At 64.3% G+C, this 16194-nt stretch carries 15 protein-coding genes; 1 reads left to right on the forward strand and 14 read right to left on the reverse strand.

Going from position 1 to position 16194, the window contains the following annotated elements:
• Nucleotides 1-9 precede the first annotated feature (9 nt).
• The 12 genes from BSZ40_RS09205 to nrdH all read right to left on the reverse strand — a co-directional run bounded on the left by BSZ40_RS09205 (nucleotide 10) and on the right by nrdH (nucleotide 13166).
• Nucleotides 10-1044, reverse strand: coding sequence for a DMT family transporter (locus tag BSZ40_RS09205; protein WP_245793991.1), 1035 nt, complete (start codon nucleotides 1042-1044; stop codon nucleotides 10-12).
• Between the two features lie 87 nt (nucleotides 1045-1131).
• Nucleotides 1132-2445 carry an MFS transporter gene (locus tag BSZ40_RS09210; RefSeq protein WP_073825577.1) on the reverse strand — a complete coding sequence of 438 codons (1314 nt, stop codon included), beginning with the start codon at nucleotides 2443-2445 and terminating at the stop codon, nucleotides 1132-1134.
• A 146-nt stretch (nucleotides 2446-2591) separates the two neighbouring features.
• Nucleotides 2592-3365, reverse strand: a complete 774-nt coding sequence (locus BSZ40_RS09215; protein ID WP_073825579.1) for a creatininase — start codon at nucleotides 3363-3365, stop codon at nucleotides 2592-2594.
• Between the two features lie 24 nt (nucleotides 3366-3389).
• On the reverse strand, nucleotides 3390-4352 hold the full coding sequence (locus BSZ40_RS09220; RefSeq protein ID WP_073825582.1) for a DMT family transporter: 963 nt from the start codon (nucleotides 4350-4352) through the stop codon (nucleotides 3390-3392).
• A gap of 75 nt (nucleotides 4353-4427) precedes the next feature.
• The gene (locus tag BSZ40_RS09225) at nucleotides 4428-5555 is read right to left on the reverse strand and encodes a serine/threonine protein kinase (protein ID WP_073825584.1); all 1128 of its coding nucleotides are present in this window, start codon (nucleotides 5553-5555) and stop codon (nucleotides 4428-4430) included.
• A gap of 147 nt (nucleotides 5556-5702) precedes the next feature.
• Complete coding sequence (arcC, locus tag BSZ40_RS09230; protein WP_073825587.1) at nucleotides 5703-6608, reverse strand: carbamate kinase; 906 nt, start codon at nucleotides 6606-6608, stop codon at nucleotides 5703-5705.
• A gap of 3 nt (nucleotides 6609-6611) precedes the next feature.
• On the reverse strand, nucleotides 6612-7616 hold the full coding sequence (argF, locus tag BSZ40_RS09235; RefSeq protein ID WP_073825588.1) for an ornithine carbamoyltransferase: 1005 nt from the start codon (nucleotides 7614-7616) through the stop codon (nucleotides 6612-6614).
• 48 nt (nucleotides 7617-7664) lie between these two features.
• Nucleotides 7665-8888: an arginine deiminase gene (locus tag BSZ40_RS09240; protein WP_073825591.1), complete on the reverse strand. Its 1224-nt coding sequence runs from the start codon at nucleotides 8886-8888 to the stop codon at nucleotides 7665-7667.
• A gap of 196 nt (nucleotides 8889-9084) precedes the next feature.
• Entirely contained in the window at nucleotides 9085-9696 is a 612-nt protein-coding gene (locus BSZ40_RS09245) for a GNAT family N-acetyltransferase (RefSeq protein WP_073825593.1), read from the reverse strand.
• 582 nt (nucleotides 9697-10278) lie between these two features.
• The gene (nrdE, locus tag BSZ40_RS09250) at nucleotides 10279-12429 is read right to left on the reverse strand and encodes a class 1b ribonucleoside-diphosphate reductase subunit alpha (protein ID WP_073825595.1); all 2151 of its coding nucleotides are present in this window, start codon (nucleotides 12427-12429) and stop codon (nucleotides 10279-10281) included.
• A complete protein-coding gene (gene nrdI / locus BSZ40_RS09255) occupies nucleotides 12414-12842 on the reverse strand; it encodes a class Ib ribonucleoside-diphosphate reductase assembly flavoprotein NrdI (protein WP_073825598.1) in 429 nt (142 codons plus the stop codon). Before nrdI ends, nrdE begins: the two co-directional genes overlap by 16 nt.
• A 66-nt stretch (nucleotides 12843-12908) precedes the next feature.
• Nucleotides 12909-13166: a glutaredoxin-like protein NrdH gene (gene nrdH, locus BSZ40_RS09260; protein ID WP_073825600.1), complete on the reverse strand. Its 258-nt coding sequence runs from the start codon at nucleotides 13164-13166 to the stop codon at nucleotides 12909-12911.
• A gap of 446 nt (nucleotides 13167-13612) precedes the next feature.
• On the opposite strand from nrdH, the gene BSZ40_RS09265 reads away from it, so the two are divergent.
• Complete coding sequence (locus BSZ40_RS09265) at nucleotides 13613-14464, forward strand: Fpg/Nei family DNA glycosylase (RefSeq protein ID WP_073825602.1); 852 nt, start codon at nucleotides 13613-13615, stop codon at nucleotides 14462-14464.
• Between the two features lie 119 nt (nucleotides 14465-14583).
• On the opposite strand, the gene BSZ40_RS09270 is transcribed toward BSZ40_RS09265, so the two are convergent.
• Entirely contained in the window at nucleotides 14584-15249 is a 666-nt protein-coding gene (locus BSZ40_RS09270) for a response regulator (RefSeq protein WP_073825605.1), read from the reverse strand.
• On the reverse strand, nucleotides 15246-16121 hold the full coding sequence (locus tag BSZ40_RS12405; RefSeq protein ID WP_073825701.1) for a sensor histidine kinase: 876 nt from the start codon (nucleotides 16119-16121) through the stop codon (nucleotides 15246-15248). The genes BSZ40_RS09270 and BSZ40_RS12405 overlap by 4 nt, the downstream gene beginning before the upstream one ends.
• Nucleotides 16122-16194 lie beyond the last annotated feature (73 nt).

Raw genomic sequence — 16194 nt, forward strand, 5'->3', positions numbered from 1 at the left:
GCTCCGACCTTAGACGCGCGCCTCTTCCCGCGCCGGTTCGAGTTCGCTAGGTTCGGGCAGTTCGTGCTCGTGCTTCCTATCCAGGAAGATAGGCGCCAAACCACCGATGATAATAAGCGCACCACCGAGCATGCCGACAACCGTGAGTTTTTCCCCGAAGAAAATTAGGCCACACAAAATAGCCACGGGGCATTCCCAGTAGGAAATCGTGGAGTATTCCACGGCCGGGAGGTTGCGTCCGGCCACGACCAGGAAACCCAGGGCAAATAGGCCACAGACCAGGAACAGGGTCGCCGCCCAGCCCCACTGCTTCGGCGTGAAGGTAGAAACGCCGTGCCACGGCTTGAGCACCAGCGACATGGCCAGGGCCGCAATGGCCGCCCACAGGAAGTTCCACACGCCCCGCACCACGGAATCCATGTCCTTGCGGTAGCCGTAGAAGAACATCGCCAGCCCGTAAAACACCCCGGACAGCAGACCAAGCAAGTCACCGAGCGCCTTCTTCGGGAACTCTGGGGTGGAGGCCTCGAAGCTCAGTCCGAAGGTGAAGCTGCCTTCCTTGAAGTCTATGACCCCAATGGTGAAGAGCATTCCGACGAATACCATGGCCAGGAAGACGGCCGCCAGCGCGGAGATGTGTTCCTTCCGGAAAATCCGGGCCAGGATCGTGCAGAACAAGGGGCCGGTGTAGATGAGGAACACCGCGTTAGCGATGGTCGTCATCAACGTCGAGGAGATGTAGCACCCCAGCGACAAACCGATGCAGACGCCGCCCATGATGACCGAAAAACTCACCTTGGCTTTGGCCACGTCGTGCAGGCGCTTCATGATGAAGGCAATAATGAGGAAGCCCACCAGGCCAGTGGTCATGCGCCCAAAGGCCAGGAACGAGCCAATCACCGATTTATCGTCAGGACTCAGATCCTGCGTGGTCATGCGTGACAGGGTTCCCACCAGGCCCATGCCTGTGGCAGACAAAAGCATGGCGATAGCACCAAGCTTGGTGTTCATCAGGTGACCATTGACGTCACGTTTGGCAGACATCGTTGTCCTTTCAATCTGGGGTTAGTGCAAGGAACGCGGGTTATGTTGGCGGGGCCGGGGCCCCGCCAACCTGAGGGGCCGCCCCGCTCACTTCATGAATGAGCGTTGGTGCCGCGGAACGGCGAACTCCATCGTCAGCCCAGCTACCAGGGCTACCAAGGCCAGGTAGAAGGCGGGGGCGATCGACTCGCCGCTCCACTTGATAAGCGCGGTCGCGATGAACGGCGCCGTGCCACCAAGCAGCGCGTTGGCGGTGTTGAACGACAGGGCGAAACCGGAGTAGCGCACCTCCGTGGGGAAGCTCTCGGCCAGGAAGGTGGCCAGGGTGCCGTCGTTGATTGTCAGCATGATGGCGAACAGGATCTGACCGATCAGGATCACGGCGATGCCGCCCTGCCCCATGAGCCAGAAGATCGGCACCGAGAGCAAGGTGAAGGCGCCGCAGGCCCACAACAACATGGTGCGCCGCCCGAAGCGATCAGAGATCCGGCCGCTGATAAGCACGAAGATGATGTAGATCGCCAGGGTAATGGTGGTCAGGAGCGTGGCCGTGCTCTCCTTGACCTTCAATTCCTCGTGCACGTAAACGGGCATGTAGCTCAGCAGCAGGTAGAAGGCCACCGCGTTCAGGCAGGCGACCCCGAAGCCCACACACACCGCCCGCGTGTGCTCCCGCACCAGCTTGACCAGCGGAGACTTCTGCTGCGCGATCTTCTTGTCGGACGCCTCCCGCATCTCCTGGAACTCGGGCGAGTCCTCCAAGTGCACCCGGATGTAGCGGCCGATCAGGCCCAGCGGCCCGGCCAACAGGAAGGGGATCCGCCAGCCCCACGAGTGCATGTCGGCATCACTGAGCAGGGCGAACAGGGCCGAGACCAGCAGCGACCCACCCAGCAATCCGGCGGCGGTAGAGGCCGGCACCAGCGAGGTGTAGGCCCCGCGGTGTTTCTCCGGAGCGTACTCGGCCAGGAAGGTGCCGGCGCCGGCATACTCGCCCGAGGCCGAGAAGCCTTGGATCAGGCGCAGCGCTAGTAGCCCAAGTGCCGCCCAGATGCCGATGCTGGCGTAGCCCGGCAGCAGCCCGATGAGGAACGTCGAGCCGGACATGATGAGGATCGACCACGCCAGCGCCCACCGGCGGCCCAGCCTGTCGCCCCACCAGCCCCACACGACGGCTCCGACGGGCCGCAGCAGGAAGGACATGGCAAAGACCGCATAGGTGGACAGCAGCTTGGTGGTGGGGTCACTCGCGGGGAAGAACACGTCCCCGATCACCAATGCCAAGTAGCCGTAGGAGGCGTAGTCAAACCATTCGATAAAATTTCCAATGAAGCTGGCCGTGGCAGCACGCCGCAGCACCACATGCTGCTCGTGCTTATCGACCCTTAGATCATCTGCCATGATCTTTCTCCTCTAACCCAGATTTCTTTTCTCGTACGGGCCCGGCCCCGGCTTACGCCGGGGCCCCGACGCCTCCGCTTAGCCACCTCACACGCCCTGAGGTGGCTGCCCGTTAGAACGTCGGACTTTTGGCTGCCGGAGCCCAGCTAGTGGGGGAACTCTGCGTTGAGCACATCGACCATCCCGTGGACGATCGACTCCGTTAGCACTTGCCCCTTTTCGGCACTGGCGGCCGCCGCCGACGACAGGCACCCGGAGGCGGGTGTCCGCTCGGCGATGGCTGGCAGCACGTCGTAGGGGGGAATCTCGGCGGGCGGCAGGTCCATGACCGCCTCCATGTCGACCAGATCTGGCAGATGCAGCAGCATCAAGGAGGTCTCCATGACACCGCCGTGTTCCACATCCCAGCCGGGGAAGCCGTCGGGGTACAACCGCTCAATCGTTTCGGGGGACACGAAGTCCCAGTAGGACAAGATGACCACCTTGGGGGGCGTGACACCACTGCGCGTAATGTCGCGCAGCGCCAAGTCCACACCCTCGTAGACAAACTGGTAGTTCTCGTAGTGGCCGTTGACGAAGGCAATCTCGCGCACCCCGTGCCGGAACAGTTCGTTGACCAGCGTGCGGGTGGTTTCAATGACTAGCGCAGCATCGAAGCCGAAGCTGCCAATGATGTGATTACCACCGCCGGAGCGTTGCTGGGACTTATACCCCATGGTGATAGTCGGGCCGACCAGCGCCCCAACTTCTTTCGCCACCAGTTCTGCCACCAGGGTCGACAGATAGGTGTCCACCCCGAGCGGCATGTGCGGGCCGTGTTGCTCCACCGAACCGACAGGCACCAGCAGCACGGTCTTGCCGTCTGCCACCCGTTCCCGGTAGGCGAAGGCGTTCAGGCGCATGATGTTAACTTCGGACATTTCGCACCTCCTGGCGCCCACTAGTCAGTGGGCGGCAGTCACCCCTTCTTCGATCGCGGTCTTCTGGCTCTTTTTCTGCTGATGCGTCGAGAAGACAATCTGCGAGACCCCACCGGCGACGATCAACCCACCACCGATCAACTGCATGAGGCTAATTGGCTCGGAGAACAGGGCGATGCCAAGCAGGGTGGCCATGATGGTCTCTTGGTAGGAGATGGTTGCCAACTCCCCGGCCAAGAGGATCTTGGCGGCCACCGTCAGGAAGAAGAACGCCCCGAAGCCGGTCACGCAGGCGGCGATCACCAGCACGATCCATCCGCGCGTGGTCATGCCACTCAGGTCCGGTGGGCTGAAGACGAGGATCGCGCCGATCGTGCAGATGGCGAACAGGAAGTTGAACAGCGACCGCACATCGGAATCGACATCCGTGCGGTATCTACTGAAGAAGAGGAACAAGCCGTAGGCGACCCCGGAGGCCAAAGCAACTAGGTTGCCCTGCATATACTTCGGGTCCAGGTCAAGAGTGATAGCAAAACCATCCGCGCTGGTGTATTTGATGATGCCGATGATCAGCAAACATCCGACGAACACCGCCACGAGGGACAAAGCCGTCACCTTCGTGAAGGGTTCCTTCAAGAAAATGGTAGCGAGCACCGTCGAATAGATCGGACCGGTGTAAATCAGGAACGCGGCGTTAGACAGGGTAGTCATCTGCGTGGACATCACGTAGAGCCCGGAGAGCAGACCGAGGAACACACCGCTGAGGAGAATCATCGGACTGAACTTCAACTCCTTGAGCTTCTTGAAGCGACCAAGGACCGCGAAGATCAGCACCATCCCAATGAAGCCGGAGAAGCTTCGACAGAACGAAATAAACATGCCCGGCGCTTCAATGAAGCGCGCGAACGCTCCGATCCCACCCATGAGGCTGGAGGAGAGGAACATAAATGCGAAGCCCTTGAGCTTCAGCTTGCCTTGCGAATCCATCCGACACCCACTTCACCTTCTGTGTTTAAGAGAGGCCCTGGGCGGGGCTCACGCCCCGCCCAGGGCCAATCACTGTCAGACCAGCGTCGGGTCTTCGACCTGGTTGCTGAAGTAGTCCTCGCAGCCACCTTCGCGGTAGACGTCGGCGGTCGCGCAGTGCAGGGCCCCACCGAACGGGTAAGCGTCGCGGAACGGCACCGGGATAACGTTCATGCCGAGCTTCTCCATCTGCTCCATCTGGTGGACCTCGGAGGCCTCGCAGATGACGGTCTTGTGGTCCAGAACCAGGCAGTTCATGGACAGCCAGACCGAGGAGTAGCACAGCGGCGGCGGGGTGTCGTGCGCCGGCATGGCGGCGTCAACGATCTGCCAGTCGTTCGCCTCGAAGATCTTGCGCTGCTCTTCGGGCAGACGACGGTGCGGGTTGTTGATGATCAGGCCCGGCCGCAGCGGCACGAAGGTCGCGTCGATGTGGATCGGGTAGGGGTCGCCGGGGAAGTTCACGGCGTGGATCCGCAGGTCGGGGTAGTAGCGCTTGAACCACTCCATGGCGGTGCGGTTCGTGGTCAGACCGTGCTGAATGAACAGGTCCTTGCCGAGACGCAGCACGTCGGCGGCGTCCCACATGGGCTCCACCTCGGTGGTGACGAAGTCCTTGTTGGCGGTACGCACGAGGCGCTCCTCCAGCGAGATCTTCTCGTCGTAGTAGTTGTGCTTGTAGGAAGCGTCCGTCAGCCGCGGCCGGGGAGCCTGGGTCCACTTGAACTCCGGGTCCTCGTCGAAGTACTGCTTCATCAGCGGCCAGTAGGCCAGGTACTCGAAGTAGCGGCAGCGGAACGAGTTGGCCGAAGCCATGATTTCGTTACCGATGGTCAGCAGGATGTCGCGGGGCGGCATGCAGGTCATCATTGCGTCGGTGCGGAAGTCCGGGGTGATAACCGGCTGGTTCCACTGCAGCGGGGTCGGGCGGTCAACCACGACGCCGTGCTCTTCCAGGGTCTTGGCCAGGAAGTCGAGCTGGGCGTTGGCCTTCTCCACGGTCTCCAGCGGCCGGGGGCCCCACATACCGCGCATCTCAGAGTCGATCGGCACCTTTTCCGAGGTGGCGGGCTCCTCCGGCGGGATCACCGAGTTGTCAGCGCGGCCGACGATGACGCGCTTCAGGGGGTCGAAATCATTCCACGAGTTGACGATCTTCGCCAATTCAATCACTCCTTCGTGAGCAGCTTTTTTGAGATCTGGTAGTCAATGGAAAATGTGGGACTAATTAGTCAATAACCTGCCGGTTGACTCCTTTCTGTAAAGCTGGGCGGGGCCCGGCCAGCTCGCACGCAGCCGGGCCGCCCGCCTTTAAGCTGTGACCCGCGTTCCGGCTTCCCCGCGCACAATGCGGGCCGCGTCTTCGAGTCGGCCAATGACGGCCTCGCCGCCAGTGGCGTCCACGAATCGGCACACCGCCTCCACCTTCGGGCCCATGGAGCCAGCCGCGAAACCTTGCGCCCGCATCTCCTCGGGCGTGGCCTTCTCCAGTCGCCGGGCGTCCGGAGTGCCGTAATCCAGGTAGACGCCGTCGACGTCAGTGAGGATGATCAGCAGGTCAGCTTTGAGGGTCTTCGCCAGCAGCGCCGCCGTGAGGTCCTTGTCGATGACGGCCTCCACTCCTGCGAGCTTGCCGTCCTCGTCGCGCACCACGGGAATACCGCCACCGCCGGAGCAGATGACAACGCTTCCCATCTCCAGCAGCGCCTTGATGGCGTCGGCCTCGACGATCTCCTGCGGCTGGGGCGAGCCAACCACCCGCCGGTAGTACTCGCCGTCGGGCTTAACCACCCAGCCGCGCTCGGCGGCCATCTTCTCGGCCTGCTCTTGGTCGTAGACCTCGCCGATGAACTTAGTGGGGTTAGCGAACGCCGGATCGTCCTTGTCGACCAGGGTCTGGTTGATCAGCGCCGTGACCTGGCGGCCAGGCAACGCGTTTTGCAGGTTTTGCAGCAGCCAGTAGCCAATCATCCCCTGCGTCTCGGCCCCGAGGGTGTCGAACGGGTAGGGCTGGCTCAGGCGCGTGTCCGCCGCGGATTCCAGGGCGAGAACCCCGACCTGCGGGCCGTTGCCGTGCGTGAGCACCAGTTCGTGCTCCTTGGCCAGCTCGGCGAGTGGACCGACCGCCAGCTTGACGTTCTCGATCTGGTTCAGGGCGTCTGGCTTCTCCCCGCGCTTGAGCAGGGCGTTGCCTCCGAGCGCAACAACGATTCGCATCTGTCAGCTCCCCAGGGTGGCGACCATGACCGCCTTGATGGTGTGCATGCGGTTCTCGGCCTGGTCGAAGACGATGGAGGCGTCGGACTCGAAGACCGCGTCGGAAACCTCCAACCCGTCGGCCAGCCCCGTCTTGGCGTAGATCTCCTCCCCTACCTTCGTCTTGCGGTCGTGGAAGGAGGGCAGGCAGTGCAGGAACTTGGTGTCCGGGTTGCCGGTCTTCGCCATCAGCTCCTCGTCCACCCGGAACGGCCGCAGCAACTTGATGCGCTCGTCCCAGACCTCGGCGGGCTCACCCATCGAGACCCAGATGTCGGTGTAGACGAAGTCGGCGCCCTTGACACCGAGCTCGACGTCGTCGGTCACCGTCACCTTGCCGCCGGAGGCCGCCGCCAGCTCTTCCGCCTTCGCGACCACCTCGGGGGCGTTTTGCAGCTCGGCGGGCGCCACCATCCGCACGTCCATGCCGATCATGGCGCAGGAGATGAGCAGCGAGTTACCGACGTTGTTGCGGGCGTCACCGACGTAAGCGATGGAGATCTCTTCCGGCTTCTTGCCCGAGGCCTCCAGCATGGTCAACTGGTCAGCGAGCATCTGCGTCGGGTGCCAGTCATCGGTCAGGCCGTTCCACACCGGCACCCCCGACAGCTTGGCCAGGGTTTCGACGTGCTCCTGCTTGGAGCCGCGGAACTCGATGCCGTCGTAGAAACGGCCGAGCACGCGGGCGGTGTCTTCCACCGATTCCTTGTGCCCCATCTGCGAACCGGACGGGTCGAGGTAGGTGACCTGGGCGCCCTGGTCGTAGGCGGCAACCTCGAACGCGCAGCGGGTACGCGTGGAGGTCTTCTCGAAGATCAGGGCGATGTTCTTACCCTTGAGCTTCTGCTCTTCGCGCCCCTCCTTCTTGGCGGCCTTCAACTCGGCGGCGAGGTCGAGCAGGCCCTTCCACTCCTCGGGAGTGAAGTCAATCTCCTTGAGGAAGTGGCGTCCGTGGAGCGGGTGTGTCATCGTTGATCACCTTTCTAAGTAATCTGGCTGAATTGTTGGGGCAAAAGTTCACAGGGATTCGCGCAGCGTCGGACAAGACATGCACCGCGGGCCACCCCGACCGCGACCGAGCTCGTCGCCCGGCACGGTGATTACCTCGATGCCCTGCTCGGTAAGGTAGTCGTTAGTGACGAAGGTGCGCTCGTAGGCAACGACGGTGCCGGGCGCAACCGCCAAGACGTTAGAGCCGTCGTTCCACTGTTCGCGCTCGGCGGCCAGGGCGTCAATCGGCGGGGTCAGGATCCGCAGGGAGTCCAAACCGAGAGCCGCCGCGATGACGTCGTGCATCTTTTCTGGGTCGTTGTGCGTGACGTGCAACCGCTTGCCGTCAGTGCCGGGGCGGATGGTTTGCGAGGCCAGCATGCCGAGTTCGCCGTACTTCACGAACGTGCCTTCGTCGGCCATGGTCATCACGGTGTCGAGGTGCATCTGCGCACGCTCTTGCTTCATCTCCAGCCCGATCACCTGGGTGACCTCACCCTTTTCAAACAGCCGCTCGGCCAGGCGCTCAATGCCCTGCGGGCTGGTGCGCTCGCTAATGCCGACCAAGACCGCGCCGTTGCCGATCACCAGGACGTCCCCGCCCTCGACGGTGGCCATATCGCTGTTCATCTCGTGGTTCCAGGCGATGGACTCGATGTCAGCGAAACGTGGGTGGAACCGGTAGATGACCTCGGCATTGATGGTCTCCGGCTGCCGGGCAGGCTTACGCATGGAGTTCACCGACACCGTGCCGTATACCCAGCAGGAGGTGTCGCGGGTGAAGAGGTGGTTCGGCAAAGGCGAGATCACGAAGTCGCAGTCGTCCTTGTATTCCAGCACGCTGGACTGCACTCCCGGAACGAGGTCCTGAAACTCCTTCTTGGTCATGCCGGCGATCAGCGCTTCGGCCAATTCCTCGTTGCTGATGGACTGGGCGTAGCCGCGCAACGCTTCAGCTAGCTCCGGCCCGTAGGCGGACGGGGTGAAACCGTCCTGGTAGATGACCTCTCGCGCCCCTTCGACCTCCAGGGCCTCAGCGAGCAGTTTTTCGAAGTAGAGCACTTCCGCTCCCGACTTCTCCAGCGCCGCAGCGAAGGCGTCGTGCTCCTTCTGCGCGCGCTCCAACCACACCAGGTCGTCAAAGAGCAGCTCCCCCATGTTGGAGGGGGTAATCCGTTGCAGTTCCCTGCCTGGCCGGTGGATTATGACCTGACCTAGCCGTCCGATCTCCGAACCGACGTGGGGCCTCATAGTGTTCCTCTCACTCGTGCGCCTTTGCCAATATGAGCTTTGTCACTTGGAATTGGAACTACCGTACCAGCGCCGCCGAGACTCGACAAGGGGTTTTGTCGATGAATTGAACGAATCTTGCCTGTAACGGCCGTTCCATGTTTCTGCAAGATGTTGCGCGTGCCACAAACCGCGGAATCTCGCGGTTTTCGGCGTGTCAATTTGCTTCTGTATCGACGCGCGTGGTATCGATGGGAGCGTCGCTAGCGGGGTCCGGAGGTGTCGTAGGTCCACCTCCGGACCCCGCTAACGCACCGCCCGCCACCAGCGTCAGGCCGTAGCAGGCCAGCCGAATGTCGGGACGCACCGACCAGTCCCGGTGCGGCAGGCGAGAGAACCCCGCCCGGTGGTAGAGGGTGTGCGCCCGCACCATCCACGGCGCCGTCGATAACACCAACGCCTTGGCATCGGCCTCCACCGCCAGCTGCACACATGCCGCCAGCAACGCACGCCCGATCCCCTGCCCTTGCCACCGTGGATCGACCGCGAGCATACGGATCTCCGCCTCCTGGGCTGCCGCCACTTCGGTCAGTGCCGAGCCTGGCGGACACCACGTGACCGTCCCCACCGGACGGCCCCCACTGCGCGCCACCAGCACGACGCTCGTCTCGGCACGGCCCGCCACATCGCGTAACTCGGCGTAATAGGGGTCGGTGAGAGGCATGCCGCTTGGCAGGTAGGCCCGCACGGTCAGCTCGCCGATCTCGGCGTACTCACCGTCCCGGGCAGGGGATATCTCCCAGCGCGCCGCGTTGTGATCCGCAGTCATGTTCCCAGCGTAGGCACTCGGTGGTGCCTTGCGCAGACGCTGGCACTGCCCGAAAGTGGCTGTCATGCCCTTGTGTCACCACCACGCCCCGGTGGTAACCGCTCCTCCCGGGTAACCGTCATGTCGTTGTGTGGCGGCACCGTCATGTCGTTGTGTCACCGTCATGTCGTTGTGGCACCGTCATGTCGTTGTGGCACCGTCATGTCGTTGTGTGGCGGCACCATCATGCTCTTGTTGCACCGTCATGTCGTTGTGGCACCGTCATGTCCTTAAAACACCGAAATAAGGGCATGATGGTGCACTAAGGGCATGGTGGTGCCACAAGGGCATGATGGTGACCAGACGTGCTCCGTTGGAAACAAACATTGACGGCCTAACAACCAGCGCCTACCTTCGACGGCCAGCGTTGTGCGCCACGGCCAGCGGTTGGGGGTACGGCCAGCGTTATGCGCCACGGTCAACGGTTGGGGGCGCCGGACGGCTCCCGCCCGGCGCCCCCAACCGCCAACAAACCCAGCACCCCGGGGCCTACACCGCACCCGAGGGGCCGCGCCCGCCAGCCCGGTCCCGGCGCCCCGTGCCCTACAGCATGCAGGACACGCAGTCGTCGACCTGGGTCCCGCTCAACGCCATCTGCCGCAACCGGATGTAATAGATCGACTTGATGCCCTTGCGCCAGGCATAGATCTGGGCCCGGTTGACGTCGCGAGTAGTCACGGTGTCCTTGAAGAACAGGGTCAGGCTCAGACCTTGGTCAACATGCTGCGTGGCCACCGCGTAGGTGTCGATGAGTTTCTCGTAGCCGATCTCGTAGGCATCCGTGTAGTACTCCAGGTTGTCGTTCGTCATGAACGGCGCTGGGTAGTACACGCGCCCGAGCTTGCCTTCCTTGCGGATCTCCACCTTGGAGACGATCGGGTGAATGGAGGAGGTGGAGTGGTTGATGTACGAGATCGACCCGGTGGGCGGAATGGCTTGCAGGTTCTGGTTGTAGATGCCGTGCTCCTGCACCGAGGCAGCCAGCTCCCGCCAGTCGTCGATCGTGGGGATGAAGTGCCCGGCGAACAACTCCTGCACCCGTGGCGTCGTCGGCGCGAACGACTCAGTGAGGTACTTTTCGAAGAACTCCCCGCTGGCGTACTTCGACTCGGCGAACCCCACGAATGTCTCTCCCCGTTCAATGGCCAAACGGTTGGACTCGCGTAGAGCGTGGAAGAGGACGGTGGCGAAGTAGACGTTGACGAAATCCAATGCCTCGGGGGAGCCGTAGTGAATGCGTTCCCGCGCCAAGAAGCCGTGCAGATTCATCTGCCCCAACCCGATGGCGTGCGATTCGCGGTTGCCGCGATCGATGGAGGGCACCGACCCGATTGAGGTCGAGTCGGAGACGGCCGTCAGGGCCCGCACCGCCGTAGCCACCGTCTTGCCAAGGTCCCGGGAGTCCATCGCGAGCGCAATGTTCATCGACCCCAGGTTGCAGGAGATGTCCTTCCCCACGTGGGCATAAGACAAGTCCTCGTTGAGCTCGGAGGCGGTAGAAACCTGCAGGATCTCAGAGCACAGATTGGAGTGCGTGATCTTGCCCGCGATCGGGTTGGCCCGGTTCACGGTGTCCTCGAACATGATGTAGGGGTAGCCAGATTCGAACTGGATCTCCGCCAGGGTCTGGAAGAACTCCCGGGCCTTGATCTTCTTCTTGCGAATCTTGCCGTTGTCGACCATCTCGCGGTACTTCTCAGTGACGTTGATTTCCGCGAACGGCACCCCGTAGACGCGTTCGACGTCGTAGGGGCTGAAGAGGTACATGTCCTCGTTGTTGCGCGCCAGCTCGAAGGTGATGTCGGGAATAACCACCCCCAGTGACAGGGTCTTGATGCGGATCTTTTCGTCCGCGTTTTCTCGCTTGGTATCCAAGAAGCGCATGATGTCAGGGTGGTGGGCGTGCAGGTAGACGGCCCCCGCGCCCTGCCGGGCCCCGAGCTGGTTGGCGTAGGAGAAGGAGTCCTCCAGCAGCTTCATGACGGGGATCACCCCGCTGGACTGGTTCTCGATCCGCTTGATCGGGGCGCCGTACTCGCGCAGGTTGGATAGCAGCAACGCCACGCCGCCGCCGCGCTTGGAAAGCTGCAGCGCCGAGTTGACTCCGCGCGCGATGGACTCCATGTTGTCCTCGATGCGCAACAAGAAGCAGGAGACCAGCTCGCCGCGCTGGGCCTTGCCGCAGTTGAGGAAGGTGGGGGTGGCGGGCTGGAAGCGGCCCTCAATGATCTCGTCGACGAGGGTGCGGGCCAGCTCTTCGTCGCCACGCGCTAGCGTCAACGCCACCATGCACACGCGGTCCTCGAAACGCTCCAGGTACCGTTTGCCGTCGAAGGTCTTCAGCGTGTAGCTGGTGTAGTACTTGAAGGCTCCGAGGAAGGTCTGGAACCGGAACTTGTGGGCGTAGGCCTGTTTGAAAAGCTCCTTGACGAAGGCGAAGTCGTACTGGTCCAGGACTGGCTTTTCGTAGTAACCCTCGTCAACCAGGTAGGTGAGCTTTTCTTCCAAGTCGTGGAAGAAGACCGTGTTCTGGTTGACGTGCTGCAAGAAGTACTGGCGCGCCGCCGCCCGGTCGGCGTCGAACTGGATCTTGCCGTCGGCGTCGTACAGGTTGAGCTTGGCGTTGAGCGCGTGGTAGTCCAAGCCCGGGTCGCTGACTTCTTCGGTACCGGTGTCCGTCAGAGTTTCTGCCACAGCTTTTTCAATCCCTCCACGACGTTTTGCACGTCGTCGTTTGTTCCTAAGAGTTCAAATCTGTACAGCAGTGGCACCCCCAGCTTGGCGGCGACGATGTCGCCTGCCAGTCCGTAGGCGCTACCGAAGTTGGTGTTTCCCCCCGTAATGACGCCGCGGCACAGTTCCCGGTTTTCCTTGACATTCAGGAAACGAATGACCTGTTTGGGCACGGCACCTTTCTGGCTGCCACCCCCGTAGGTCGGCACGATCAGGACGTAGGGCTCGGTGACCAGCAGCGGGGCGTCGGTGGCGCGGAGGGGAATGCGGTGGGCGGGCAGGGCGAGGCGAGCGACGAAACGGTGCGTGTTTTGCGACACCGACGAGAAGTAAACCACTTGCGGTTGGTGCGGCGCGCGGTCGGTTGTCGTCACTATCCCTCCCCTGTTGGGCGACAGGCAGCGGGCCGCAGTTACTCCTGCGGCCCGCCATCGCTGCGCCTAGATAGCTACCAGCGTGGCACTTTCGGCGGCGGCTGCGGCGGCGGCCTTGATGCGGTCGGGGCGGAACCCAGCCCAGTGCTCGTCGCCGGCGACGACGACGGGGGCCTGCGTGTAGCCCAGGGAACGGACCAGATCGAGGGCGGCGACATCCTCGGTGAGGTCGACCACGCGGTAATCAACCCCGGCCTTGTTGAAGGCGCGGTAGGTGGCGTCACACTGCACGCAGCGGGGCTTGGAGTAGACCGTGATGCTCATCTTCGTCGTTCCTTCGCTTTGGGGGTGGCCCGGGTTTTGCCCTGGACTTACCGCAAATTACCTGACTGTCATTTCCCGGCGAGCCGACGGCTGCGCGGGCTTTGAACACTACCCCTTGGGGTGGAGTGATGCCACCACCCCAAGATGTCGTGGTCCGGCGTGTCGCTCACAGTTGCCGAACTCCCCCTGTGGACACCCGGTGGATAGCCTCCCACTCTCCCCTGCCCGGCGCGGGCGACCTTTGCCAGGCTCCGTGCGCCGGACAGCAGGTGCGCTAATGACAAGCGTGTCATTCCTCCCTGTGGACAACCCGCACACACTCCCCACCCCGCCTGTGAATATAACGATTAGATAACGAGGCGGGTAGGGCGTGTCCCCTGTGAGTCCCCTGACAGCGTGCCTTCCACCCGCCCGCACCCCGTAGCCTGGGACAGAAAGGAGCCGCCATGCCCGAGGGCCACGTCATTCATCGCCTCGCCGCCGCCTTCACCCGCACCTTCGCGGGCCAGGCCGTAGCGGTCACCAGCCCCCAAGGTCGCTTCGCGGCCGCCGCCGCCCTGCTAGACGGCAGCGTCCTCACCGGTGCCGAGGCGCTCGGTAAGCACCTGCTGCTCGACTTTGCCGGGCAGCGCACCGTCTGGATTCACCTCGGCCTCATCGGCAAACTCCGCCTCGGCCCCCTGCAACCGCCCGCCAGCCCCGAGACCCTCCGCCTGCGCGTCGCCAACACCACGCACGCCGCTGACCTCCGCGGCCCCCAATGGTGCCGCCTCCTCACCCCCGCCGAGCGGGCCGACGTGGTGCGCAGCAGTGGGCCCGATCCGCTCCGGCCCGCCGCCGATCCCGCCCCCACCTGGCAACGCCTGCAACGCTCCTCCCAGCCCTTGGCCCAGCTCCTGCTAGACCAAAAGCTCTTCGCGGGGGTGGGCAACATTTTCCGCATCGAGGTGCTCTTCCGGCACGCCATCGACCCGCACCTGCCCGGCAAGCACCTGCCCGCGGCCGTCTTTGCCTCCGTGTGGGCCGACTTGGTGGAGCTAATGACCCACGCCGTCCGCACCGGTTCCATCGACACCGTCGCCCCCGCACACCTACCTGCCGCAATGGGCCGACCCCAACGTGACGACGCCCACGGCGGCGAGGTCTACGCCTACCGCCGGGCCGGGCAAGCCTGCTACGTCTGCGGCAACCCCATTGCCCGCGAGACCCTGGCCGGTCGCAACCTGTTTTGGTGCCCCACCTGTCAGCCCGCTGGCAGCCGCGGCACCCCCAGCCCCGCCACCTGGCCCACCGCCTAGCCGCCCTGGGACCCCGGCGCGGGACGCGACCACGTCGTTCGGGTTGACGGATTGTGTGTCACCGCCCTGGAACCCCAGCGCGGGACGCGACCACTGCCCCGTTCCGCGAGTCCCGCCCCCTACCTTCCCTGGGGCACCACCAATCCCGCCTCGTAGGCCGCTATCACTAGCTGCGCCCGATCGCGTGCCTGCAGCTTGGCCAGCAGGTGGCCGATGTGGGTCTTCAGGGTGCCACTGGAGATACCGAGCGCGACCGCGATCTCGCTGTTGGCCCGCCCGGCGGCCACCAGGCGCAGCACCTCCACCTCGCGGGGCGTCAAACCCGCCAGCTCGCGCCGCGTCGGGCTAGGGCCGGCCGTCACGTAGCGGGCGATCAACCGCGTCAACACCTGGGGTGCCACCAGGCTCTCCCCCGCCGCCACGCGCCGCACGGCCTCCACCAGCCGTTCCGGTTGGGTGTCCTTCAACAGGAAGCCGGCCGCCCCGGCCCGCAACGCCCCCACCACGTATTCGTCGAGCTCGAACATGGTCAGCACCAACACCCGGGCGGTGGCCGTCACCGGATCGGCCGCGAGCGCGGCGGTGGCGGCAATACCGTCGCCGTCCGGCATCCGGATGTCCATGAGGACCACATCGGGGCGCGTTTGACGGGCCAGTTCAAGGGCAGCGCGGCCGGTGGCAGCCTGCCCGACAACTTCGCAACCGCCGCTGTCCAGGATGAGGCTGAAGGAGTGGCGCAATAGTTCCTGGTCGTCGACGACCAGCACTCTGGGGCCCGACGTCACGGTGTCACCTGCCGAGGCAGGCTTGCCTCCAGCTGCCAGCCGGGGCCGCACGGGCCGGCCTGCAGGCTACCGCCAACGGCGGTGGCGCGCTCGCGGGCCCCGGCTAGTCCCTGCCCGGCCCCGGGGCCGACCGGTTGGGCGGTACGGCCGGGGGCGGGCCCGGCATCGGTGATGGTGAGGCGGACGTGGGGACCGGTCGCGTCAACGGTGACGGTGGCGGTGGTGGGGGCGGCGTGGCGCACGACGTTAGCCAGCCCTTCGCGTACGAGCGCGCACACGGTGGGGGCGAGGTCAGGGCCGATGTTGTCTGCGGCCGTCAGCTGGAGGTGGGCGTCGACGCCACCGACGGCCACGGCCGCGACGAGGGCAGGCAGGTCGGCCAGGGTGGCGGTGGGTTGCAGCGGCGCCGCCTGGTCGGGGCTGCGCAGCACCTGCACCATGCGCCGCAGTTCCGTGGTGGCCTGGCGGGCGATGGTCTCGATGTCTGCCAGGGCGGCCTGCGGGTCCTCCCCCGCCCCGGCCGGGTTGGCGGCGGTGTAGCGGGCGGCGGCGGCGCGGACGGTGATCATGCCGAGGCCGTGGGACGCGAGGTCGTGCAGTTCGCGGGCGATGGCTAGGCGTTCTGCCTGCACGGCGTTGGCTGCCGCCCACTGGGTCAGGGCGTCCTCGTACTGGGTACGGGCCGCGCGGGCGCGGGCCAGCGCCCAGGCGACGACGCTGCCGAGCCCGACCGCCATGCCGCCCACGAGCAGCGCGGTCATGCCGCGGGAGTCCGTTCCGCTCACGCTGCTCACCAGCACGATGAACCCGATCAGCCCGGCGGTGATTCCCCAGGCGGCGGGTTGACGTTGGGGGCGGGGGAGCGTGTGCACGTCCCGATGGTAGGCGGCCGGGCCACGGTGCCGCATCGGACCGTGGTCCGAGAGACCGGGCGGGCAGTCGGCG

It is taken from the genome of Buchananella hordeovulneris (assembly GCF_001907235.1).
Lineage (GTDB): Bacteria > Actinomycetota > Actinomycetes > Actinomycetales > Actinomycetaceae > Buchananella > Buchananella hordeovulneris.